The sequence below is a fragment of the Algibacter sp. genome, from assembly GCF_039977455.1.
In the GTDB taxonomy this organism is placed as follows: Bacteria; Bacteroidota; Bacteroidia; order Flavobacteriales; family Flavobacteriaceae; genus Algibacter_B.
In genome coordinates, this window is sequence record NZ_JBDWDG010000013.1 from 61,786 (window position 1) to 85,755 (window position 23,970).

Sequence of the window (23,970 nt, forward strand, 5' to 3'; positions counted from 1 at the left end):
AAATAAAGCTTTATGAAACTTATATATGATTGGACTATATATATATTAAATCAAACATGCATATTAAAACCAACAACTAAAGGTTAATACTTACCTTTGTCAAAATTATTTTTATGTCAAAAAACTTTTCCGATTTAGGTATTAACGCACAATTACAAGAAGCGCTAAAGGATTTACAGATTTCTAATCCAACAGATATCCAAGAAAAAACGATTCCTACGGTTCTAAATCAAAAAGAAGATATTGTAGTTTTAGCAAAAACAGGAACTGGTAAAACCGCTGCTTTTGGTTTGCCATTATTGCAACTTATCGATACAGCAAACAACAGCGTACAATGCTTAATACTTGCACCTACAAGAGAGTTAGGACAGCAAATTTATAAAAACCTAGTGGCGTTTTCGGCGCATAGTGCGCAAATAGAAATAGCATCGATTTGCGGTGGTATTCCTATTAAACCACAAATAGAACGCTTAAAAACACCACCTCAAATTGTAGTAGCAACACCTGGACGTTTAGTTGATTTAATAGAACGTGGCGCCATAAATATTAAAAGTATAAACTATTTAGTATTGGATGAAGCCGATGAAATGGTAAGTGCTTTAAAAAAGGACATTGATGTTATTATAAAGGACATCCCTAAAACACGCAGAACCTTATTATTTACGGCAACCATGCCGGGAGCCATTAAACAGTTGGTGCAAAATTACATGTCTAAACATGTTGTGCAAATTGAAGTAGATATGGCAACGCTAGGGCATCAGGGTATTGATCATCAATTTGTTGTGGTAGAACCTATTGAAAAACTAGAGGTTTTACTTCATTTTCTAAACTCAAAAGAACGGCAACGTGGTATTATATTTTGTAAAACCAAGGCTGCTGTAAATAAGTTGGCTAAAAAACTAGCAATAAATAAATTCTCGTCTGGTGCCATACATGGTAGTTTAACCCAAGGTATTCGAGACCGTATAATGGGGCAATTTAGAGAAGGCTATATTGATATTTTGGTAGCCACTGATTTGGCTGCTCGTGGTATTGATGTTAAAGATGTAGAATACGTTGTAAATTATCATTTACCAGATACCTATGAAGCTTATGTACATAGAAGCGGACGAACGGCTAGAGCAGGAGCTAAAGGCCTATCTCTTAGTATTATTCAACAAGATGAAATAGAAGATATTCCGGAATTTGAAAACGAATTAGGTATTACATTTAACGAGTTTGTAAAAGCAGATGCACAAAGTATCGAAGAAAACAACGGGTTAATTTGGGCTAAGAAAATATTTAAAACAAAACCAAACCGCGAAGTTTCAGAAGATTTTAAAGCCAAAATAAAAACTATTTTTCATCATTTAACAAAAGAGGAATTAGTAGATAAAATATTGGCGAATTATTTAGCAGAAACTGGTTCAGTGCTACAAAAATCGGATGATTCTAAAACGGGTAAAAAGAAATAGAATTATGTATTTTAATTTTAAAATAATTTAGTTTGTCAGTTCGAATGATTCTGATTTTTATTGCAATTTTATCAGGAGCAGCTTCAAAGTTCAAAACTTATTCTCAATACAAATTTCTCTCAAAAAAAATGAGTAAAATTCATTAGAGTTGGCAAGTATTATAAAAATTTAGAATGCATCAACACACATAAATTATTATGGCAAATAGTATTAAAAATCAAGAGGATATCCTGCAGAAATTAAATATTAAAGCTTTAAATCCTATGCAGGAAGAAGCGGTTCCAATAATTTTAGAAGCAACAAATACCATTTTATTATCGCCAACAGGAACAGGAAAAACCTTAGCCTTTTCATTGCCGTTATTACAAAATTTAAATCCTGAATCTGAAGAGATTCAAGCCTTAATAATTGTGCCTTCTAGAGAGTTAGCTATTCAAATAGAACAGGTTATTCGTTCTATGGGTTCTGGTTATAAAGTGAATGCTGTTTATGGTGGCAGACCCATGTCTAAAGACAAAATAGAAATAAAACATAACCCTGCTATTTTAATAGGAACACCTGGTCGTTTGTTAGATCATTTTGATGCCAATCGTTTTGATAAATCAAGTATAAAAACCCTTGTTCTAGATGAGTTTGATAAGTCGTTAGAAGATGGTTTTGAAGACGAAATGAAAGCCTTAATAGGTCAAATACCTAGTTTAAATAAGCGTATTTTAACATCTGCAACTCAAGGGGTTAAAGTCCCTGGTTTTGTAAGAATGGATAAACCAATAACTATTAACTATTTAAAAGAAAAGGTAGCTTCTAAACTTACTATTAAAACAGTTATTTCACCTGATCAAAACAAACTTAAAACACTTTTAGGTTTATTGGAACATATTGGTAACGAACAGGGTATTATTTTCTGTAATTTAAGAGATAGTATTGATGTGGTTGCAAACTTTTTAAAACGTAATAAAATTAGATTTAGTAGTTTTTCTGGTGGCATGGAGCAAAAAGAACGAGAACGCTCTTTAATTACATTTAGAAACGGAACATCGCAAGTGTTATTAGCGACAGATTTGGCGGCAAGAGGTATTGATATTCCAGAATTGAGTTATATCATTCATTATGAATTGCCACGTCATGAAGAAGAATTTATTCATAGAAACGGCAGAACTGCGAGAATGACCGCTAAGGGAACTTCTTATATTTTAAAATGGCAAGACCAACGCCTTCCTGAATTTATTCAGGATGTAAAAGGTATTAATATTAATAAAAAAGCGCCGGTAAAACCACAGTATTGGGAAACTTTGTTTATTTCTGGCGGAAGAAAGGATAAAATTTCTAAAGGTGATATTGCCGGATTGTTTTTTAAACAAGGTGGGATCAATAAAGATGAGCTTGGAACGATTGAACTTAAACAAGACTGCGCTTTTGTAGCTATTCCATTAGCTAAAGCAGACGGTTTAGTAAATAAACTAAACAATTCACGGTTAAAAAAGAAAAAGGTGCGCATTACTATTTTGTAGTGCCACTATTTAAAATTCCCCTTAGCCATTTATGTATAAAGTATCAGGAATACGCCTGCCATAATTCCTATTAACGGAATTAATTTTTTGCGTTTGTTTTGTTCCTTAAAAATAAGTCCACCTACTACAACGGCAATAATAATCTGGCTTCGTTTTATGGCAGACAGTAGCATGATTAAGGCTTCTGGGTCTTGTAATGCTTTAAAATAGAAGTAATCTGCTATTTGCAACAATACACCAACCAACGGTATAGTCCAACGCCACTTAAAGGCTTTTCTTTTTTCGGCGTGTGGAAACCATGTTATTGTTAAAATGATTAGCAGAATGAGAATGGTGTAAAAGCAAAACCAAAATTGTAAGGTTTGCGGGTTTAAGGTTAAGGATTGGATAAGGAATTTATCATACAAACCGCTGGAAGCGCCTAAAAAAGTTGCTCCAATAATCGCAAAAATCCATTTGTTTTTCTTAAATATAATACCTTCTTTTTTCCCAATTCTGGAGTATAGAAAAACAGAAAAAATAATTAAGAAAAAACCAATCCACTGCCAAAAATTTGGCTTTTCTTGATAAATAGTAATGGCACCAATAAATGTAAAGAAAGGACCTGCAGAGCGTATTGGGGTTACAATAGTTATAGGCAAATGTTTTAGTGCTTGATATGCTAAAACCCAAGACGCAGCCATTATAGCCGATTTAATAATGATAAAGCCATGCGTTTTCCATGGAATTTCTGTGATATAGAGTTCCATTTTTAACATCTGCTCTGGAAATAATTTTGAGCCTACATAAAATGGAAGAATCAATAAAAACCCTGCAGTTATAGTACCTAAAAGTACCGGGAATACCTCGTTACCTTGTACCGCATGTTTTTTACACAGATTGTGTAAACCTAAAAAAAGAGCCGCTAATAAACCTAAATACATCCACATGGCGCGAAAATAGGTTTTATCCTTTTTTTTAACTAAAAATTGATAAAAAAGATTGCAGAGCCGTTTTGTTTATTAAGTATTCATTTTAATAAAAGATTCCGTTATAAAGATATTTCGATAAAAATTCTATCGATAAAATACCCCATTTGGTATAGGCAATCTCTCCAAACGTACATTAGACTTTATTTAAACGGCAATTAGTTTCACTTTTGAGGTATTAAATCAAAACACCCAAAACAATGAAATTATTCATCACGATATTAAGTTTCTTTTTCATACAAATATCTTTTGCTCAAGAAATTCAAACAAAAATATGGTCGCTACAAGACTGTATAGATTATGCTTTAGAACATAATATTTCGGTTAAAGATGCCATGCTAAATAAAAATAGTGCCGAAGTAGATTATAGCAAAGCCCAGTCTGCAAGGTTACCAAACTTATTCGGGAATGCATCGCAAAGTTTCTCTAGTGGTACTTCTATCGACCCTATTACTAGCGATTATGTAACCGATCAAATACACAGTACTAATGTTGGTATTAATAGTTCTATTACCCTGTTTCAAGGAAACCAAATTAGTAATCAAATCAAACAAAATGAGATCCTTTTAAATCAAAGTATTTTTCAAGAAGAAGTCGAAAAAAATAATATTGTTTTAAATATTCTAGAAACCTATTTACAAACACTTTATAGTAAAGAAAGTATCGCTATTGCGGAAAATAATTTAGCAGCTTCAGAAAACGAAGTTGAAAGAGCAAAAGCACGTTTAGATGCAGGAACAATAGCTTTAAGCGATTATACCGAGGCACAGAGTCAAGCAGCCACAAATAAGTACAATGTTATTGCTGCTAAAAATAATTACCAACAATATATTATTACGTTAAAACAATTATTGGAATTATCTCCAATGGATGAAATAGAAATAGAAGCTATTGATGATAATTTAGATCTAATAAACTTTCAAATAGACAAAACTGAAGTTTATAACAATGCACTAGATTTTTTACCAGAAATTAAAAGTAGCATGCTAAACATAGCGGCCAACGAGAAGGAGCTAGATATTGCTAAAGGTGGTTATTTACCAACATTATCCTTAATAGGTAGTATTGGTTCAGGATATACAAGTATTAGTGATAATAACTTTTCAGATCAATTTGATGTCAATTTTAATCAGAAATTAGGGTTATCGTTAAGCATTCCAATTTTTAACCGAAATCAAACAAAGTCAGCTGTAGAAGCGGCAACTATAAATATCGAAAAAGCTGAAATACAAAAGCAATCTATCGAAAAGGAAGTGTATAAAAAAGTAGAAACAGCGTATCAAAATGCAGTATCTGCCCAAGAACAAGTTATCGCTTCTGAAGCATCAAAAATAGCCGCAGAACAATCGTATAATCTAGCTCAAAAGAAATATGAATTAGGCGATTTAAGTACAACGGATTTAGTGATTAGCCAAAATATATATACGAATGCACAGCAAAATTATTTACAAGCTAAATACTTAAATATTTTATACAATCAATTATTACAATTTTATCAAGGAAACGATATCAAACTTTAATTCAAATTAATATGAAACCTAAAAAAAACATCATAATAAGTAGCATTGCAATTTTAGTACTTGCAGTTGTAGGATACTCATTTATAAATGCCGACGATACTATTATTGTCGAAGCGAGTACAATTGTAGCAAAAAAAGGAAATGTTACGACCATGGTTACAGCAACCGGAACTATAGAACCTATAACACAAGTAGAAGTTGGTACACAAGTGTCTGGTGTCGTAGAAAAAATTTATGTGGACTATAACAGTGTGGTTACCGAAGGCCAACTCATTGCAGAGTTAGATAAAACCAATCTTAATGCCGCAAAAACACAAGCACAAGCCACTTATGATAATGCCGTTAGTCAAAGAAACTACATGAAAACTATTTACGACAGACAAAAAACATTATATGATAATCAAGTAATTAGTAAATCAGATTTTGATGATTCCTCATATAATTATGAAACTGCAAAAGGAACGGTTACACAACGCTATTCCGATTTACAACAAGCAAGAACCAATTTAGAATATGCTAACATTTATTCGCCAATCGATGGTGTGGTTCTCTCTAGAGCTATTGACGAAGGACAAACCGTTGCAGCAAGTTTAAGCACGCCAACCTTATTTACAATTGCTCAAGATTTAAAGGAAATGCAAGTGGAAGCAGATGTAGATGAAGCAGATATAGGACAAGTAAAAGAAGGTCAACGTGTAACCTTTACCGTTGATGCTTATATAGGTGAAACTTTTGAAGGCGAAGTAACACAAGTACGTTTAGATCCAACGGTTACTTCGAATGTAGTGACTTATACAGTAGTAATTAAATCTCATAATCCAGACCTAAAACTAAAACCAGGATTAACAGCAACCATTTCTATTTATACTTTAGAATTGAAGGATGTGTTAAGTGCCGAAGCTAAAGCCATCAACTTTAAGCCAGAAAGAGAAACCTTAGCGAATTATAATGCACAAAATCAATTAGAGACTAATACAAACGAAAGATCTCGAGAAGGAAACACACTTTGGGTGTTAAGTACAAACGGAGCAATTATACCTAAAAAAGTAACAATAGGAGCTAGTGATGGTGTTAATGTGCAAATTTTAAGCGGAATTTCTGAAGGCGATAAACTAGTGTATAGTTTAAAAGGTGTATCAAAATCGGAAGCAGCTACAGAGGAACAAAGTAAAAGTCCATTTATGCCACAAAGAGGTGGTGGCGGAAAAAGATAATACGATGAAAAAAGCAATCATTAAAATAGAAGATTTAAAACGAGAGTTCACCATGGGAACCGAAACGGTTCATGCATTAAAAGGTATTTCGTTTGATATTAAAGAAGGAGAATTTGTTACCATCATGGGATCGAGTGGTTCTGGTAAAAGTACCATGCTTAACATTTTAGGATGTTTAGACCAACCCACCTCAGGAACTTATGAAATTGATGGTGTACGTGTTAAAGATTTATCACGGAATGAATTAGCTACTATTAGAAACGAGAAAATTGGGTTTATTTTCCAATCGTATAATCTATTGGCTAGAACTTCAGCTATAGAAAATGTAGAATTACCGTTACTATATAACAGTAAGGTTTCTACCGAAGAACGTAGAAAACGTGCAATTGAAGCCTTAGAAAAAGTAGGTTTAGGAGAACGTTTACATCATACACCAGCGCAACTTTCGGGAGGACAACAACAACGTGTGGCTATAGCCAGATCGTTGGTTAACAATCCAGTGATGATACTTGCTGATGAAGCGACTGGAAATTTAGATACACGTACTTCTTACGAGATTATGTCACTGTTTCAAGAGTTAAATAAACAAGGTATTACCATCACATTTGTAACGCACGAGCCAGATATCGCTACGTTTAGCAGTAGAACTGTTGTATTAAAAGATGGCGATGTTATGCAAGATTATATAAACAATAACATTCTGTCTGCTTCAAATGAATTGGCTAAATTACCTAAACAAGACCATTAATTATGAGACTATTAAATCTATTTAAAATTGCCACAAAAGCCATTGTTCTTAATAAAACAAGAACATTGTTAACCATGCTTGGAATTATTATTGGGGTGGCCTCGGTAATTGCTATGTTAGCTATTGGTGAAGGTTCTAAAGAAAGTATTCGGACCACGATTTCGGCTATGGGATCAAATATGATTACTATAAAAGCAGGAGCAGACACTCGAGGTGGTGTGAGACAAGCAGCAAGTGCTATGGAGTCGTTAACTTTAAAGGATTATGAAGCTATAAAATCGCAGTCTACCTTATTAAGTTACAGTACTCCAATGGTTAATGGTAGTGGACAAGTGATTAGTGGATCCAACAACTGGCCATCTACTATTTATGGTGTCAATCCGGAGTATTTAAGTATTAAAGTAATCGATTTACAAAGCGGAAGTATGTTTACAGAGACCGAAGTTAAAACTGCCTCTAAAGTCGCTTTAATTGGTCAAACTGTAGTTGAAAACATTTTTCCTGATGGTCAAGAACCTGTAGGGCAAATGATTCGATTTAATAATATTCCGTTTAAAGTAATTGGTGTTTTAGAAGAAAAGGGAGAGAATACTTTTGGACAAGATCAGGATGATGTTATCATTGCTCCATATACAACCGTTCAAAAACGTATTTTGGCTATCGACCATTTAAATCAAATTATTGCATCTGCAGTAAATGAAGAGGAAGCTCCAAATGCTGTTATAGAAGTCTCTAAGATTTTACGCGAACAGCATAAACTGACAGCTAATGAGGATGATGATTTTCATGTTCAATCTATGGAAGAATTAATTTCTACCTTTAGTTCTACAAGCGAAATGCTTACTATACTTTTAGTTGCTGTCGCCAGTATTTCCTTATTAATTGGTGGTATTGGTATTATGAACATCATGTATGTTTCTGTAAAAGAACGAACAAAAGAGATTGGTTTGCGTATGGCTGTAGGAGGTAAGGGATCCGATATTTTAATGCAGTTTTTAATCGAAGCCATTTTAATAAGCATTACTGGAGGTGTTCTAGGTGTATTATTAGGACTAGGATCCACGGTTTTTATTGAAAAATTCTTAAATTGGCCTACTAGTGTAGCTCTATATTCTATTGTGATTTCTTTTGCCGTTTGTGCAGTAACAGGCATCTTTTTTGGATGGTATCCTGCAAGAAAAGCTTCGGCTTTAGACCCAATAACCGCGTTACGTTACGAATAATAAATTATGTATAAAAATAAAACCATAACAGTAGTATCCCATGTGCTTGTATGGCTAACACTATTGTGTTTGCCGTACTTGCTTTCCTACGGTGAACAACAAGAAATCAATAGAGTTATTGCACATTTCTGGATTCCACTATTCTTTTCGTCAATTATTTTTTATATCAACTATTTTGTGTTGGTAGACCGCTTTTTGTTTCCGAAAAAAACACTGCAGTTTATTATTATAAATTCAGTGATGATCATCTTCTTCTTATTTTTAAAAGAATATATAGAAGATCACTACTTTCAGGAAATTTCAATGAAACGTTTAGCAAACACAAATAGAACAGAGCCTCCATTTAAAATGGCTATTTATATACAGTTGCTTTCTTACTTAGCGCCTTTATTCTTTTCCGTGGCTTTAAAGTCTACAAAGCGTTGGGCAAAAACAGAAGCAGAACGTAAAGAGGCTACTAATTTTAAACTAAAATCAGAGTTACAACATTTGCATTATCAGTTGCAACCGCATTTCTTTTTTAATTCATTAAACAACATTTATTCTTTAGTAGATATTTCACCAGATCAGGCTAAATCATCTATCCACAGTTTAAGTAAGTTGATGCGTTATATGTTGTATGAAACCAATGTAGAGTCCATTCCACTAAGTAAAGAAATCGATTTTCTTAAAAAGTATATCGATTTAATGAAGTTAAGAGTGTCTGACAAAACATCTGTTAGTTATAGTTTTCCTATTAAAGAAACAGGTATTCAAATTGCACCTTTATTGTTTATCTCGCTTATTGAAAATGCTTTTAAACATGGTGTTTCTGCAACAAAACCAAGTGCTATTGATATTATTATGACTTGTAATGATGGAAATGTTTTATTTTCAGTGGAAAACAATAATTTTCCGAAGAAAACGGACGATAAAAGTGGTTCTGGTATTGGACTTCAAAACTTAGAAAAACGTTTGGAGTTATTGTATCCAAATAAATTTAACTTTAAAACTATTTTGAAAGACGATCGATTTTTGGTTACTCTTAAAATTGAAACCAACTAAAATATGAGAAATATAAAAATTACCTGTGTTATTGTAGACGATGAACCTATGGCACTTAACTTAGTAGAAAGTTATGTGGAGAAGACCCCATTCCTAGACCTAAAAAAAAAATGTAGTAGTGCTATTGAAGCCATGGAGTTTATTAAAAATAATCCTGTAGATTTATTGTTTTTAGACATACAAATGCCCGATTTAACAGGTATTGAATTTTCAAAAATGCTACCTAAAGAAACCCGTGTCATTTTCACCACAGCCTTTGATCATTATGCCTTAGAAGGTTTTAAAGTGGAAGCCATAGATTACTTACTAAAACCTTTTGATTATGCCGAGTTTTTAGCGGCTGCAAATAAAGCCAATACCTGGTTTGAATTGGTGAAAGGAAAACGACAAACCATCTTGTCTGAAGAAAAAGAATTTTTGTTTGTAAAATCCGAATACAAACAACTAAAAGTCAAATTAGCAGATGTTTTATATTTTGAAGGCTTAAAGGACTATATAAAAATATGGATAAAAGACAATCCGAAGCCTATTTTAACGCTTATGAGTTTAAAATCATTGGAAGCCGAACTACCAGAAACGCAATTTATGCGTGTACATAGATCGTTTATAGTATCCTTAAAAAATATAGATGTTATTGAGCGTAGTCAAATTATAATTAACAAGCAACGAATTACAGTTTCTGAACTTTATAAACCTAAGTTTTTAGAATTTATTAGTAACAATTCACTTAACTAATAAACTCTAAATCTTGTATTTTACTATTCAGGAAACACCTTTTTTTTAAAGTCTTTCAATGAAATTATTACGAAAATTAAGAAGGAAACTTATTGATGCAGGTAAGTTTAAATCATACTTGCTTTACGCTCTAGGAGAAATTGTACTTATTGTTATTGCTGTTTCTATTGCATGGAAAATAAATGATTTGAATGATATTAGAAAAAACAACCTTGCAGAGGATAAAATATACCTAAATTTAAATGAAGAGTTGGATACTAATTTACGTTTAGTAAAACGTATTATTGAAGAAGATACACAAAAAATTATTTATTTAGAAAACACTTTAAATTATATTGGTAATAGCGATACCGAACTATCGCAATCGGCAAAAGATAGTATTATTAACATAGGGGATTCAACGTTCGAATTACAAGATAGTTCTATCAATTCTATTGTTAGTACAAGCAAGTTAGAGACCATTGAGAGTACTAAGTTAAAAGATTTAATAGCTACATATCTTACTAAAATAGAATCATTTAAAAGTCAAGATGCCCAAGTTAAAGCTATTGTTTCAAATAAGATAAAACCTATTTTAGAACAACATATTTCGTTGGTTGATTTGCTTCCAAACGAAAAAAAATACATTCATGCAAAGGTACATGCTGTAAGGTCTAATTATTCAGCATTATTAGCTAATAAAGCATATCAAAATAGCCTTATTGATCGTTTATTAGGTACCCAAAACCGTTTAAATCTTGCTAGAACTATCCGTAGTAAAACAAAAATCTTACTAAGTCATTTAAAACAAGAATTACAATAGCATTTAACCTAACCTACGTTATCTAAATTCTTGGTTTAAAAAAATCTCTTCTATAAAATCTTCTTGTTGGTAGATACAATTCTAGCTATGGTCTAGTTTGGTTTCTAAACACGAATAATCCAAATATCTTTAAAGTATTAAAACTAAGAAGCGTCTTAGGAAATACATGAAAAGGAAGTTTAATTATTTAAAATCTAACATTATGAAAACATTTATAAAAACATACGTTTTACCTTCATTATTTATAGTAGCTATTTCTACCCAAGTTTCAGGACAGACACGTAGAAGTTCAACGACTAATGCGAACAAAAAAGTTACCACTACCACAAAAGTTACAACAACTAAAACAACTACTACTCCTAGTTCAAAAAATAAGAGAGTGTCTAGTAGCAAAGTGATTTATAAAACACCTAAAAAGAAAGTGGTTTCTGTAAGAAGTGTTCCTAATAAAACAGTTATAAACCATAAAGGACAAAATTATTATTACTCAAATAATAAATACTATACACAGTCTAGAGGACACTATGTTGTAATTCCACCAAAAGTAGGATTCAGAATTAATAAACTGCCTTCAAATTACAAAAGGATATACTTTAACAACCGTAGCTACTTTAATGTTGAAGGTATATTTTATGTCCAAATAAACAATCAATATGAAGTGGTAGAACCAGAAGTAGGTACGGTCGTTTATGAGCTGCCAAATGATTATGAAAAGGTGGTTGTTGATGGATTAACTTATTACGAATACGCCAATGTGTTATACGAAAAAGTGCAAGTTAATGGTGCTAGAGCTTATGAAGTAGTAGGCATCATTGAAATAAATTAGTTTGATTTGTTTTTTAGTTAAAAAGAGGATAGCTTTAAAGTTATTCTCTTTTTTTTATTGGTTAACACAACACATGGTGTACCCTAATTAATTAGAAAGCAAGATAAATTAATTGTTGATTTTCCTTTATCGATAGTTCTGCTTAAGTAATAGACAAATATCACGGTTTAATCTATTCTACTTTGTAATATAAAGCTTTCAAATTACATTTGGCCTGAAAATAAAAATTAAACAATATCATGAAAAAAGTTCTATTATCATTAGCTTTAGCTGTGTCGTTATTTAGCTGTAATAGCGTTAAAAACTTAAACACATCAAGTATTACAGAAGCTACAACCTTGTTGAGTTCATTAAGCTCAAACTCTACAGTAAGTCAAATTTCTAGTTTATTTACTTTATTAGATAGTAATAAAGATGAAGCTATTAGTTCTACTGAAGCCATTGGTTCTGTTGCCGAAAACTTTAATGTTTTAGATACAGATAGTAATTCTAGTTTAAATTTAAACGAATTAACTGGTTTATTAGGGTTATTAAAATAAGATATACAATTCAAAAAGTTATAAAAAGGTGTACTTTAAGTATGCCTTTTTTATTGCTTTTAATTATTATAAAAATTCTTTTGTTTGGGTGTAGTTTCTGTAATGAACATCATAAATAGATATACTGAAACAAAGTGGCTAATAATAATTAAAATAGTAAAGGTTTTATTGTAAAAAAAATATTCGTTAATAGGAGATAAGCCAATATGGAAAATGGATAAAATACCCGAAGCCAATAATAAGGTACCATGTTGATAATTGTTTTTTACATAAATTTTTGCAATAACTAAAGTATATATAAGTAAACAAGAAGCACATAAAATCATGTAAAATAGATTGCTTCTTTGAATATAATCCATAAGTAAGGTAACCACAGAATAGATTATATAGACCACTAATAACGAACCAATAGATACCGAGACTGAAATAGAATATTTAGATTTTACAATGTACTTTTTAAGGATTAAGCAATAAAGCAATAAATAAGAACAAGTTAGTAAGGTTAATGTTCTAAAGTAGTTACTGTACCCATAAAATGAAATGAAATTAACACAAAAAATGGCAATTAATGCTAACAAAAAAAGGGGGTCTGCTTTGTATTTAGTTAGGTTAATGTATTTTAAAAGCATGGTAACTATCACCACTGGAGATGTATATAAAAGCATTTTTCTTTCCATGGTTATGCTAACTACAAGGCAAATTAAGAAGGCGGTGTAAAACAAAAAATCATATATACTAAGTTTACTTTTCAAACTGCATTGGTTTTAAATTCCTACCAACTCAAATATAATTAATTTAGTTGTTATAGTTACTAGGGTTAAACATTTATATTAAATTATTAGCATTTTGCTTTATAATTTGCAATTATGAAATTGAGGTTAGTGAAATCAAATTATTAATAATCATAAAAATTAGGTAAAAAATAATTGTGTAATTTAAATTTTATAAAAACTTTAATACCTTCAATACACAAAATACATCTATTTTTGCGCTCTTATTTTTTTATAAAAATTATATTTAGGATGATGACAAATAAAATGATTGGAATTGTTGGCGGCGTTGGTAGCTATGCTGGTATTGACCTCATAAAAAAAGTTTATGACTTAACCGAGGCGCTTTCAGATCAAGAACATTTACCTGTGTCTATGCTTTCTGTTCCGCATAAAATTATAGATAGAACAAAATACCTTTTAGGTGAAACTGAAATCAATCCTGGGATTGCGATTTCAGAAATTATAGCCTCGTTAATTGCGAGTGGATCAAGTATTATTGCCATTCCATGTAATACTGCGCATGCTAAACCTATTTTTAGTTTAATTGAAAAAAGTATCCCTGAATCTTGTGTTTTACTAAACCTTATTGAAGAGGTAGGCCTTCATATTTCAACAAAACATCCAGAAATTAAAAAAGTTGGTGTTTTAGGCACAACAGGAACCATTTTAGCCAAAGTTTATCCAGAGGTTTTAAAAAAATATGATATTGAAGTTATTCAGCCATCTCAAGACATTCAAGATCTTTTTGTTCATCCTTCTATTTACGATACTAGTTATGGTATTAAAGCGTTTTCAAACCCTGTAAACGAAAAAGCAAAGGATAATTTAAGTATGGCCGCCACCTATTTATCTAGGAAAGGGGCTCAGGCAGTTATTCTAGGATGTACAGAAATTCCTTTGGCCATTCAATATAATAAAATTGAAGACAGCCTAGTAATTGATGCTACTTCAGTATTAGCTAGAGCACTTATTAGAGAATCTAAAAAAATGGAATTGATAAAATAAAATCATTATATTAATAACATTAATATAACAGAATCCTTTTGGTAAAACATTAAAAATATAAGTTCTTACCAAAATAATTTTTGCATCGCATGGATAACTTAGTTACATTCTCAATAACCGTATTTACAGCTTTTTTTGCCATAACGAACCCGATTTCAAATATGACGGTTTTTTTGTCATTAACTCATGGCGCCGATGTAAAAACGAAACATGACATAAATAAACGGTCAAATTTAATAGCCTTTATTATTGTGGCTGTTTTTGTACTTTTAGGTAAATATATTTTCGAATTATTTAATATAAGTATTCCAGCATTTAAAATTACTGGCGGTATTTTAATATTTTTTATTGGGTTTGATATGTTACAGTCTAAAACATCCAACGTAAAAACCATTGATAATGTAAATATTGACGAAAACATTGCAGTATCTCCATTAGCCATTCCAATTTTAGCTGGGCCAGGGACTATTGTTACTGCCATGAATTTTGTTGCTAACGTAGAAACTATTCATATTTTTTTAGTGATTGCTATTTTTGGATCTATGAGTTTATTAACTTATTTCACCTTTAGATTAAGCAATTGGATTGTTAAAATAGTGGGTAATAATGTTATTTCTGTAATAGGAAAAATCATGGGATTAATTATTGCCATTATCGGCACAGGCATGATTATACAAGGCATTAAAATTTCTTTTAATTTAATAACATAATTCTAGAATTCAGATAGCTTTCTCATAAAAAAAACATGCTATAAAAGGTGTGTTTTTTTTATGTTGGATTTAATTTATTACTGTTTTTTATAAAAGTGCCATAGTATTTAAAATACTCGTATTTATTTTTAGTATATTTATATACAGCAGTTTACAAATTTAAAATCTAGTTATTATGAATGATAATCCTGTAGTAAATTTTCATTTTAGTGTTAGTTTTGATGATGTAATTGGAGGGTTTTCAGAAATTACTGGACTTAAAGCAAAGCATGAAATTTTAGAATATAGAAGCGGTGATGCCCCTAATTACAGTACCATTAAAGTACCCGGACTTAGAAAGTATTCAAATATTGTTTTGAAGCGTGGGACGTTAATTAGTGATAATAGTAGTTTTTCTTGGTTTGATAATATAGGTTTAATCGTTGAAAAACGTGATTTTACTATTCAGTTATTAAATCACCAACACGAACCTACTATTGTATGGCAAGTTAGAAATGCATGGCCCATCCAAATTGATTTTTCTGAACTTAATGCTAAAAAAAGTGAGATTCTTATTGAGACTTTAGAGTTGGCTCATGAAGGTTTTACGATACAACGTTTAGGTAACTAATGACAATAATTAACTACCCTCCGCTAAACATGCACTTTATTGTTCATTTTCACAATAAAGCACTTCTTTCTGATACTAATTTTCAATCGGTTGAAGGTCTTCAAGCTAGAATTATTGAAAACGAAGGCAAAAAGCAGGTTAAATATGATCATCTTGTTTTAAAACGTGCTTATCAACCAGATTCCAGTTTAGTAGCATGGTGTATGGATGCTATTAATAACAATAAAAAACAAGCCACAAACTTAACCGTTAATTTGCTTAATGCCGACCATGAGATTATTAGTGGTTGGCAAATAGAAAAGGCCTTACCTGTAGCTTGGGGGGTTGAAGAGCTTCATGCCCAAGACACTAAAATATTAATTGAAACCGTAGAGTTGCAGTATCGGCGTTTTAATGTATTAAATAATAAAGGAGAGGTTATTACTCCCTTTAAACTAACGCCAATAAAATTACCGTTTATCCCTATTATAAAGAAACCTAAATTATATCACTAAACACTATTTAATTTGAAGTAAATATGTAAATAATGGCTGCAATTTTTAAATACCCAGGAGTATACATTCAGGAGCAAAGCGCTTTACATCACTCAGTTTCCGATTTACCAACCTCGGTTCCAGCCTTTATTGGTTACACTGAAAAGGCTTTAAAAAATGGAGAATCCTTATTAAATATACCTACAAAAATCAGGTCATTTGCTGAGTATGTTAACTTTTTTGGAGTCGGTTTCAATGCTAAATTTGATATTTTAGATCTACTATCAAACGATTCTGGTATACCTATTAAAGTTAAAAGTGGTAAAAAAGTATTGGATTATGTGCCTAATCATAAAGCCTACATGTTTGCAAGCATAAAGCTTTTTTACGATAATGGCGGTAAGGATTGTTATATTGTTTCGGTGGGGACTTATGGTGATGCCTCATCTGTTACTGTTGAAGCTGATGATTTATTAGGTACCAAAATCGTTAATGGCAATATATTAGAAGGCGGCTTAAACGTACTTAAAAACTATGTTGAGCCTACTATTATTGTTATTCCGGATGCTGTAAATCTGGCTTCGGTGCAATGCTGTCAAGTTTATCAAAGGGTACTAAGCCATTGTTTTGAAATGGAAAATCGTTTTGCTGTTTTGGATATTCATAACGGTTTTCAAAAAGGAATGGCAGGACATGCTACTAATGATATTATTACAAATTTTAGAGCGCAAATCGGGACTCAAAATCTAAAATTCGGCGCTGTATATTATCCATGGTTAGAAGCGATTATTGACAGGAGTGAACCAACTTTCCAGAATATTAATCTTCCATTAGGAGAATTAAAACAATTATTGCCAGAAAACAGAGCCAACGCTATAATTGATGAGCATCTTAAAATAAATGATATTACAGCAGATATTAACCAAAACCTACATTTAGCATTATTAACCGCTAGCCTTACATATAAAGACATCATTAAAACTATTAAAGTTTTAAAAAACCGTATTCCTCCATGTGGTGCTATAGCTGGAATTTATGTTGCTACAGACAATAATAGAGGTGTTTGGAAAGCTCCTGCCGGCGTATCTGTAAATTCTGTTATCAAGCCAACGGTCCATTTATCTAGTACAGAACAAGAGCTTTTAAATGTCGATGCTGTTTCAGGAAAATCTATTAATGCGATAAATTATTTCACTGGTAGAGGAACACTTGTTTGGGGTGCGCGAACTTTAGCTGGTAACAGTTATGAATACCGCTATATAAGCGTTCATCGCACTATTCTTCATGTAAAAAAATCTATTAAAACAGGTTTAAAACCGTTTGTTTTTGAACCGAATAATACTAATACATGGGTTGCTGTTAAAAATATGATTTCGAATTATTTAAATGCTCTATGGCGTGATGGTGCTTTGGTTGGTTCTCAGCCAGAGAAAGCATATTTTGTTCGAGTAGGTTTAGGACAAACCATGACAGCTCAAGATATTTTAGAGGGTAACATGATAGTTTCGGTTGGTGTCGCTCTAATTAAACCGGCAGAATTTATAGTATTCAAAATAATTCAAAACATGCAAGATTCATGATTTAAAGCACCTGTGTTTTCAACTCAATACGTCCATACTTTTTATGGTTTTATACCCAATAAAAAAAACGCTAAGTAGCTAGAAAACAAATTTCCCTATTAAATTATTTTGTCTATATTTATTACAATCATTTAATGATTAGCTATCCCTAATAGCAATTATAATAGCGTAGTTTAATTTTTTATCCCGTATTGGGCATGTTTTGGTTTAATTTAAAACCTTAGCATGGTTTATTATTCAACCAAACCTAGCTATTATGAAAGCCAAATTATTCACGTTACTTCTTTTTTCTTTATATGCTAACGTTTTTAGTCAGGATAAAAATGACAAAATAATACTAGAGGCATTAAAAACTCCTGAACAAAATGAGCCAGTTGTCGAAGACGAAAAACCGGAGGTTTCATCCAAATTAACCTTAATAGAAATGCTAAAAATTGAGGATTCTATATTTGAGTTTAGAGTGGACTCTAAAGAATCTACCTTCGACATGCAGATTTGTAAATCGGGTGATTGTAAAAAGGCTATGGAATATTTAAAAGACATAAATCCTGATACTTTTGTCTTAGCTGTAAAGCTGAATTTAAAAAAGGAATTTGGTTTTGTAGAGTCAATAGATCAAAAATACAATGATTCTATAAAAAAAATACTTCCAAAAGTACAGCGTCATGATGAAAAGGAAATCCGTAAAAAACTCACCGAGTCTCAAAATAATATAAGAACTATTGATACGGCTACAGATAACTATTCGGGGGAATTAATTTTGAATGTAAACAAAAATATACCCTATCAAATAACTCATTATAAACTAAAACTAAAGAAGCTAAAAGAAATTATAAATGAAGAATCAATTAATGATTCTTTAATGTTTTTAAATCAAACGGATAAAACAGTGTATTCTAGCTTAACAAAAGACTCAACGTTTTTCCAATATTTAGACCGTAAAGCTGATGATGGAAAGGAAGCTTTTATAAGGGATGAAACTATAAAGGAAAGGTTTGAAAACCCTACGATACTATTCTATAAAGTGTTATCACAACGGACAGAAAGCAGGCAGTACAAAAACAAAGACTTTAAATCAGAAACATCAAACGGAAAAGGAACCTTAAAAGTTACCTCAGCAACGGTACAATTTTTTAACAACAAAGCAGTAACTATAAAGGTTAGCGCGAAGCTTAATGATACTATAGATTTAATTTTTATTAATTCAGACTATTCTGTTCCCATTCGGTATTTTAACATATATGGTAGTACAGTTTCAACCTTATTACCAGAAAAGGGCAATTCTGGTAAAAGAAGTGAGATAAGCCTCGACTATAATGATGTTTTCGATTTTTTAAATTTTAAAGATTCATATAGTTACTCAGTTGCAAATGATAAAAAGGTTTTATTTAAAACAGAAGGTAAAAGTACACATAAGGTAAAAATAGAAGAAAGACGTTTTTTTGATTTTTTTACAGCCATAATTTATTCTGACCTTATGGGTTTTAATACCGAATCTTCAAACTCCTTAGTTAACGCCCAAGCGAGAATATTAATGCCATTAAATCTAAGGAATATATCGAAACACACCTTGATAAGACAGTTTACAGCGGTTACAAATTTTTCTATGCAAAATAGTTTCGATGACGAAAACCGTTTTATAAATATTAATACTGACGACCAATTTAGTAATTTCGATTTATTGCGAAAAAACAATTTATACGGTAAACTATCCCTTGAACTTTATACACATGAAGCCAAAGGATTTTTTACAAATGTAGGATTTGGTTATAGTGTTGGTTTTTACAGAACTGGTTTTAAAATGACACAAGTACTAGAAAATGAAAAGGATTCTACTTTTACTAAACAGTTGTTATCCGTTGCTCATGGACCTTATTTAAATTTTGAAATACGACCACAATCTAACTTTGGCGCCGATATTAGGTTTGGTCTAGAAGATTTAAATTATGCTGGCGATGAAAGTATTGATAACATGTCATTCTCCGAAACCATAATATCCAATAAAGGTAAAGACCATTTTGGAGTGCCGTACAACTTAATAAACCTAGAAGCAAACTTCTATTGGCTTACAAACCCTAAAACTTCTGTTGGCGGTATTTATGCCAAATTAGGGTCGTATTTCCATACTGATACCAATAGTATTTATCCTCAATTTATGGTTGGCTATGCTACAAACTTAACGTCTTTTGTGGATAAATTTAAATCAACCGCTCCAGCTGAAGCTATAGAACCTATTAATAAATAATTATATGGGAACTTTCAATAGAAGTAAAGTAAGCTTATCGGATTGGCTTAAACACCTAATAAAAGCTGTGTTAAAACATGCATTTCCATTGGTGTTTGTTTTAATTCTGTTCGTTATTTTTAGAATGCCACACCTCAGTGATCTTACCGTGGTTATTATTCAACTGCAGGATAATAACGATTTTATAGTAATGCCCATTTTTTACACTTCCATTTTAGTAATGGGGCTACTAATTAGCTACGGTAACTTAATTAAAATTGAACCTGTTAAAAAGCGTTTAGATACCTCGGTTGACGAAAATTCAGAAAACAAGAACCTTAAATTAAGATATAAAATAGCTAAAGCCATAAACCCTAAAGACTCTAAAGAAATAAGTATTGAGGAAAATAAGGCTTTAATGAAACAGTCTAAGCTTACCAACAATGCGAAAAATGATGATGATGACACCAATGAAGACCCTAGATTATATATAGAGAGAATGTATACTAAAATACTTGGAATATTTATGATTTTAAGTATTACTTTTTCGGTAGAGAATACCTATTTCCAACTTTTTGATGAATATATAACATACAGGTATTTCTTTTTATTATTAACCCTTTTTTTAATAGCAATAACAAATCCTAGATTCGGAATATTGATAAAAAACCTTTTTAAATGGAAGTCTAATAAAAAATGGTTACCTCTAATAATAGTAGCTATTTCTGTTACTATTATATTAATATTAGGTTTTATAAACGATGGAGGTACCAAGTCAGATATAAAAAATTTGTTTTGGTCCATGGTATGTTTAACTGTTATGTTTTTTGTATTAAGTATTTCCTATAATGAAAAAGTACTTTGGTTTAAAGAGAATTTTGGCATACCATTAGCATATTTATTCACATTCTGCATTTTATTTATGTATGTTATCATGTTGATTGACCCAGAATTACATTACTTAAAATACTTTACACCAATGGTTATTATAATGGTATGCATCATTGGCCAATACACTATATTTTTGGGTTTAAAAATTATAGGTAAAAGAAAAAAATGGCCCATTTTAACCGTAGTATTTTTTGGTTCTATTTTAATGACTGTTTTTGTAGCAAAAAGTAAATATTTTACACATTATGAAGTTAATACTGTAGATTCAGAAAACTTTCATCCCGATGATCGTTTAAGCCTTGAAACCTACGTAGATCAATACATTTTAGAGCGAAGACAAGACATTTTAAACGCTACTAATAAAGCGCCATTTCCAATTGTTTTAGTTTCGGCAGAAGGCGGAGGTTCAAGAGCAGGTCTTTGGGCTTTTTTGGTACACAGTTATTTATATGGTAAAAATGAAAACTATTTTAAGAAACACCTGTTTTCTATAACGGGAGCTTCTGGAGGTAGTGTTGGCAGTAATATGTTTTATATTCAGGCGTATGCCAACAAAGACAATTATAAGGAAAATCTATTTTTAGCTCAAGAAAGCGATAGTATTTTAAATGAAAACGATTTTTATTATAAAGCCAGTGTATTTTATCAAAAAGACTATATTTCTTCCTCTGTTGCAGGACTTTTAGGAAGAGATATTGTAGCCAGTATATTTCATTTAAACTTTTATAGAGATCGCGGGAAAATAACTGAGAACGAGTGGGAAGCCACCTTCGATTCCTTGTTTAATGTGGGTTTACTAAAACGACCTTATTTGGACATTATGCCTAAAAAGGAAGATAAATTCACACCACCTATAATGGTAACCACAACCACACATGTTCAAAGTGGACAATTATACCTTATGAGTCCGGTTAAGTTTAATACAACTAAACCTCGCGAGTCGGGATTTAACGATCTGCTCTCAGAATATGTAAAAAAGAATGAAAGCTCAAAAATGATAAAACGATCGGCTGCCATGTTGTTAACCGCAAGATTTCCTTATTTGAGTCCTAATGGTCGGGTTTCTGGCATTGGACAATTTGGAGATGGGGGGTATTACGACAATATTGGAGGAACCGTAACCAATTACCTAGAAGCGGCACTTATAAAAGGCTTAACAAAGGACTCTCTTTTACAAGGCAAATACAAAATTAAACATCTTGTAATTACTAATAACAGCGAAGCAGAAAACAAAAAAGAAGAGGTAGATTATTACAGCCAGCTTACTACGCCAGCCCAAATGGCCGTTAATGCTATATTTGCACACGCCGACGAGTTTATTAACGCCCACCCGGACTGTTATCGTATAGAATCAAAACGAACAGCCTTACCAAATCCTGGAAATAATACATTATTTAAACCTTTAATACCGCTAGGTAGATATTTAAGTATCGATGCTGTTAGATCATTAGAATTACGTTTGAAGGATTCTTCAGAGGTTATAACAAAACTAGATAAACTTTTAAAATTCGAGTTATAGCGTATCATTTTTATATAACAAGCTATTAATTAACTTCATTTTTGGAATCAGGAAAAACCCTGTAAAATTATAAGGAATTTCCCTTATTAAAAGGATGGATTTCCTCTTGACTGCGCTTATACTACCTACTACATTTGTACTCTCACATGATTATTAGCTAATAAATATCAGCGTGCTAAAAAGCTGCCGCGTAGGATGTTTCATTAACCAACCAGTTAATGCAGCCTAATTTTTAAACCTTTTATTATGAAAGTTGAAAACAAGAATGCTTGTTGTCCTGAATTACCGGATGGCAAAACATGTGATTATTTAGATTTTGTGTACCGTTTAACCCATTACACAGATGTAAAGTTGGACAACCAATCCCAAAGAGTCCCCGTTGAAGTAGCACTTCACGTAAGGGTTGAAAGATGTTCTGGCCCATTGCAATTAGGAAACCTGGTATATAGCACCACCTTATTGCCAGGAGAAAAAGTGCGCTTATATACACAAGATCGTCGATCTAGATTTTCTTTTGATAGCGAAACTGAATTATCTTATAGACATGAGCAATCTGCCGAAGAACAATTCTATTTAGACTCGTATGAGACATTCATGTCCGATTTAAATAGTCGTGAAGATATAAATTCAAGCTCATCAAATAGTGGAAGCGCGAGTACCGATGCTTCTACAAGCGGTATTTTTGGAACTATATTAAATGGTCCATCTGCAACAATTTCTGGGAGTTTTGATGCCTCCTCAACAAAAGATTTTATGCGCGAATTAAGCATTCATGCCGAGGCTAGCCATAATAAATCCATACAAATGACTCGAGAATCGAGCGCTATTCAGGTAGGTGAAGTATCTACTAAAACCCATGCCGAAGGTGAAAGCGAAAGCCATGTGGAAAGTAGCAGCAGAACCTTCCATAACGAAAACAGATGCCATTCGGTAACGTATTTGTTTTATCAAGTAGATAAACAGCAGACTACAAAAGTAAGTATTAAAACTATTAAAACTCGTGTTATTGATCAGGCAACACCTAGTAGCGTGGTAAATAAGCCAATTTTAACAAATACAAAACTCTCTGTAGTGCCAACAGCAGTTTTAGCGACCTCAAGTATACTACCTGAAAAAATTAAAGAAATAAAAGCCATTAACAACGACAATAACATACGTTATTCATCTGAATTTTTAGCATCTAAATCAAGATATAGTGTTGTTCAACCGTTATCAGAAACCGTTCGTGTAAAAGCATTAGAAAACGTTAAAAATAATTTGATAGCGGCTAATATATTAACCAAAGACGGTGGAGCTACAGAACAAACCATTGCCGAATTTTCCTTTGAGTATAAAACCTCTATTCCCACGGCAGGTGTTGTAGTAAAAGGCTGCCTGGATAGTTGTAATGTTTGTGAAGAGAGCTTAATGGAAGATATAAAGCTAGATCTTGAACATAAAAAACTTCGAAATAAGTTGTTGGAGAAGCAAGTAGAATTACTAGAAAAATCTCAGGAATACCGATGCTGCCCTTTTGAGGACGAATTAGATGATGAAGATTAAAATCAAAACATTAAGTGACATATCTATTTCTTCTAGTAGGTATGTCATTTTTTACTTGA

21 protein-coding genes are annotated in these 23,970 nt (G+C 31.9%); 19 read left to right on the top strand and 2 right to left on the bottom strand.

What is annotated here, in order from left to right; genetic code table 11:
* Window positions 1-113: 113 nt before the first annotated feature.
* Together ABJM36_RS04500 and ABJM36_RS04505 are read left to right on the top strand one after the other, a co-directional pair.
* Window positions 114-1,454, top strand: a complete 1,341-nt coding sequence (locus ABJM36_RS04500; protein ID WP_348449613.1) for a DEAD/DEAH box helicase — start codon at window positions 114-116, stop codon at window positions 1,452-1,454.
* A gap of 197 nt (window positions 1,455-1,651) precedes the next feature.
* The gene (locus ABJM36_RS04505) at window positions 1,652-2,965 is read left to right on the top strand and encodes a DEAD/DEAH box helicase (protein WP_348449615.1); all 1,314 of its coding nucleotides are present in this window, start codon (window positions 1,652-1,654) and stop codon (window positions 2,963-2,965) included.
* Window positions 2,966-2,994: 29 nt separating this feature from the next.
* Here the strand turns inward: ABJM36_RS04505 and ABJM36_RS04510 are convergent, their stop codons facing one another.
* A complete protein-coding gene (locus ABJM36_RS04510) occupies window positions 2,995-3,894 on the bottom strand; it encodes a DMT family transporter (protein WP_348449617.1) in 900 nt (299 codons plus the stop codon).
* A 239-nt stretch (window positions 3,895-4,133) separates the two neighbouring features.
* Between ABJM36_RS04510 and ABJM36_RS04515 the strand changes: the two genes are divergently transcribed.
* From ABJM36_RS04515 to ABJM36_RS04555, 9 genes are all read left to right on the top strand, one after another.
* A complete protein-coding gene (locus tag ABJM36_RS04515; RefSeq protein ID WP_348449619.1) occupies window positions 4,134-5,453 on the top strand; it encodes a TolC family protein in 1,320 nt (439 codons plus the stop codon).
* An 11-nt stretch (window positions 5,454-5,464) separates the two neighbouring features.
* Window positions 5,465-6,667, top strand: a complete 1,203-nt coding sequence (locus ABJM36_RS04520; protein WP_348449621.1) for an efflux RND transporter periplasmic adaptor subunit — start codon at window positions 5,465-5,467, stop codon at window positions 6,665-6,667.
* A 4-nt stretch (window positions 6,668-6,671) separates the two neighbouring features.
* On the top strand, window positions 6,672-7,415 hold the full coding sequence (locus tag ABJM36_RS04525) for an ABC transporter ATP-binding protein (RefSeq protein ID WP_348449623.1): 744 nt from the start codon (window positions 6,672-6,674) through the stop codon (window positions 7,413-7,415).
* Between the two features lie 2 nt (window positions 7,416-7,417).
* Window positions 7,418-8,638, top strand: a complete 1,221-nt coding sequence (locus ABJM36_RS04530; protein ID WP_348449625.1) for an ABC transporter permease — start codon at window positions 7,418-7,420, stop codon at window positions 8,636-8,638.
* Between the two features lie 303 nt (window positions 8,639-8,941).
* Window positions 8,942-9,682, top strand: a complete 741-nt coding sequence (locus tag ABJM36_RS04535) for a histidine kinase (protein ID WP_348449627.1) — start codon at window positions 8,942-8,944, stop codon at window positions 9,680-9,682.
* A gap of 3 nt (window positions 9,683-9,685) precedes the next feature.
* On the top strand, window positions 9,686-10,417 hold the full coding sequence (locus ABJM36_RS04540; RefSeq protein WP_348449629.1) for a LytTR family DNA-binding domain-containing protein: 732 nt from the start codon (window positions 9,686-9,688) through the stop codon (window positions 10,415-10,417).
* A gap of 58 nt (window positions 10,418-10,475) precedes the next feature.
* Window positions 10,476-11,219, top strand: a complete 744-nt coding sequence (locus tag ABJM36_RS04545) for a hypothetical protein (RefSeq protein WP_348449631.1) — start codon at window positions 10,476-10,478, stop codon at window positions 11,217-11,219.
* 202 nt (window positions 11,220-11,421) lie between these two features.
* The gene (locus ABJM36_RS04550) at window positions 11,422-12,045 is read left to right on the top strand and encodes a DUF6515 family protein (RefSeq protein WP_348449633.1); all 624 of its coding nucleotides are present in this window, start codon (window positions 11,422-11,424) and stop codon (window positions 12,043-12,045) included.
* Between the two features lie 239 nt (window positions 12,046-12,284).
* On the top strand, window positions 12,285-12,584 hold the full coding sequence (locus ABJM36_RS04555) for a hypothetical protein (protein ID WP_348449635.1): 300 nt from the start codon (window positions 12,285-12,287) through the stop codon (window positions 12,582-12,584).
* Between the two features lie 59 nt (window positions 12,585-12,643).
* On the opposite strand, the gene ABJM36_RS04560 is transcribed toward ABJM36_RS04555, so the two are convergent.
* Window positions 12,644-13,261, bottom strand: coding sequence for a hypothetical protein (locus ABJM36_RS04560; RefSeq protein WP_348449637.1), 618 nt, complete (start codon window positions 13,259-13,261; stop codon window positions 12,644-12,646).
* A gap of 345 nt (window positions 13,262-13,606) precedes the next feature.
* Here ABJM36_RS04560 and ABJM36_RS04565 point away from each other — a divergent pair, with 345 nt between their 5' ends.
* The 8 genes from ABJM36_RS04565 (at window position 13,607) to ABJM36_RS04600 (ending at window position 23,911) form a co-directional block, all read left to right on the top strand.
* Window positions 13,607-14,362: an amino acid racemase gene (locus tag ABJM36_RS04565; protein WP_348449639.1), complete on the top strand. Its 756-nt coding sequence runs from the start codon at window positions 13,607-13,609 to the stop codon at window positions 14,360-14,362.
* 89 nt (window positions 14,363-14,451) lie between these two features.
* Window positions 14,452-15,072, top strand: coding sequence for a MarC family protein (locus ABJM36_RS04570; RefSeq protein ID WP_348449641.1), 621 nt, complete (start codon window positions 14,452-14,454; stop codon window positions 15,070-15,072).
* A 175-nt stretch (window positions 15,073-15,247) separates the two neighbouring features.
* Complete coding sequence (locus tag ABJM36_RS04575) at window positions 15,248-15,682, top strand: phage tail protein (RefSeq protein WP_348449643.1); 435 nt, start codon at window positions 15,248-15,250, stop codon at window positions 15,680-15,682.
* Window positions 15,682-16,176, top strand: coding sequence for a phage tail protein (locus ABJM36_RS04580; RefSeq protein WP_348449645.1), 495 nt, complete (start codon window positions 15,682-15,684; stop codon window positions 16,174-16,176). Before ABJM36_RS04575 ends, ABJM36_RS04580 begins: the two co-directional genes overlap by 1 nt.
* Before the next feature lie 32 nt (window positions 16,177-16,208).
* Window positions 16,209-17,735, top strand: a complete 1,527-nt coding sequence (locus ABJM36_RS04585; RefSeq protein ID WP_348449647.1) for a phage tail sheath C-terminal domain-containing protein — start codon at window positions 16,209-16,211, stop codon at window positions 17,733-17,735.
* A gap of 256 nt (window positions 17,736-17,991) precedes the next feature.
* Complete coding sequence (locus ABJM36_RS04590; RefSeq protein WP_348449649.1) at window positions 17,992-19,980, top strand: hypothetical protein; 1,989 nt, start codon at window positions 17,992-17,994, stop codon at window positions 19,978-19,980.
* A gap of 4 nt (window positions 19,981-19,984) precedes the next feature.
* A complete protein-coding gene (locus ABJM36_RS04595; protein ID WP_348449651.1) occupies window positions 19,985-22,369 on the top strand; it encodes a hypothetical protein in 2,385 nt (794 codons plus the stop codon).
* A gap of 246 nt (window positions 22,370-22,615) precedes the next feature.
* Complete coding sequence (locus ABJM36_RS04600) at window positions 22,616-23,911, top strand: hypothetical protein (protein ID WP_348449653.1); 1,296 nt, start codon at window positions 22,616-22,618, stop codon at window positions 23,909-23,911.
* Window positions 23,912-23,970 lie beyond the last annotated feature (59 nt).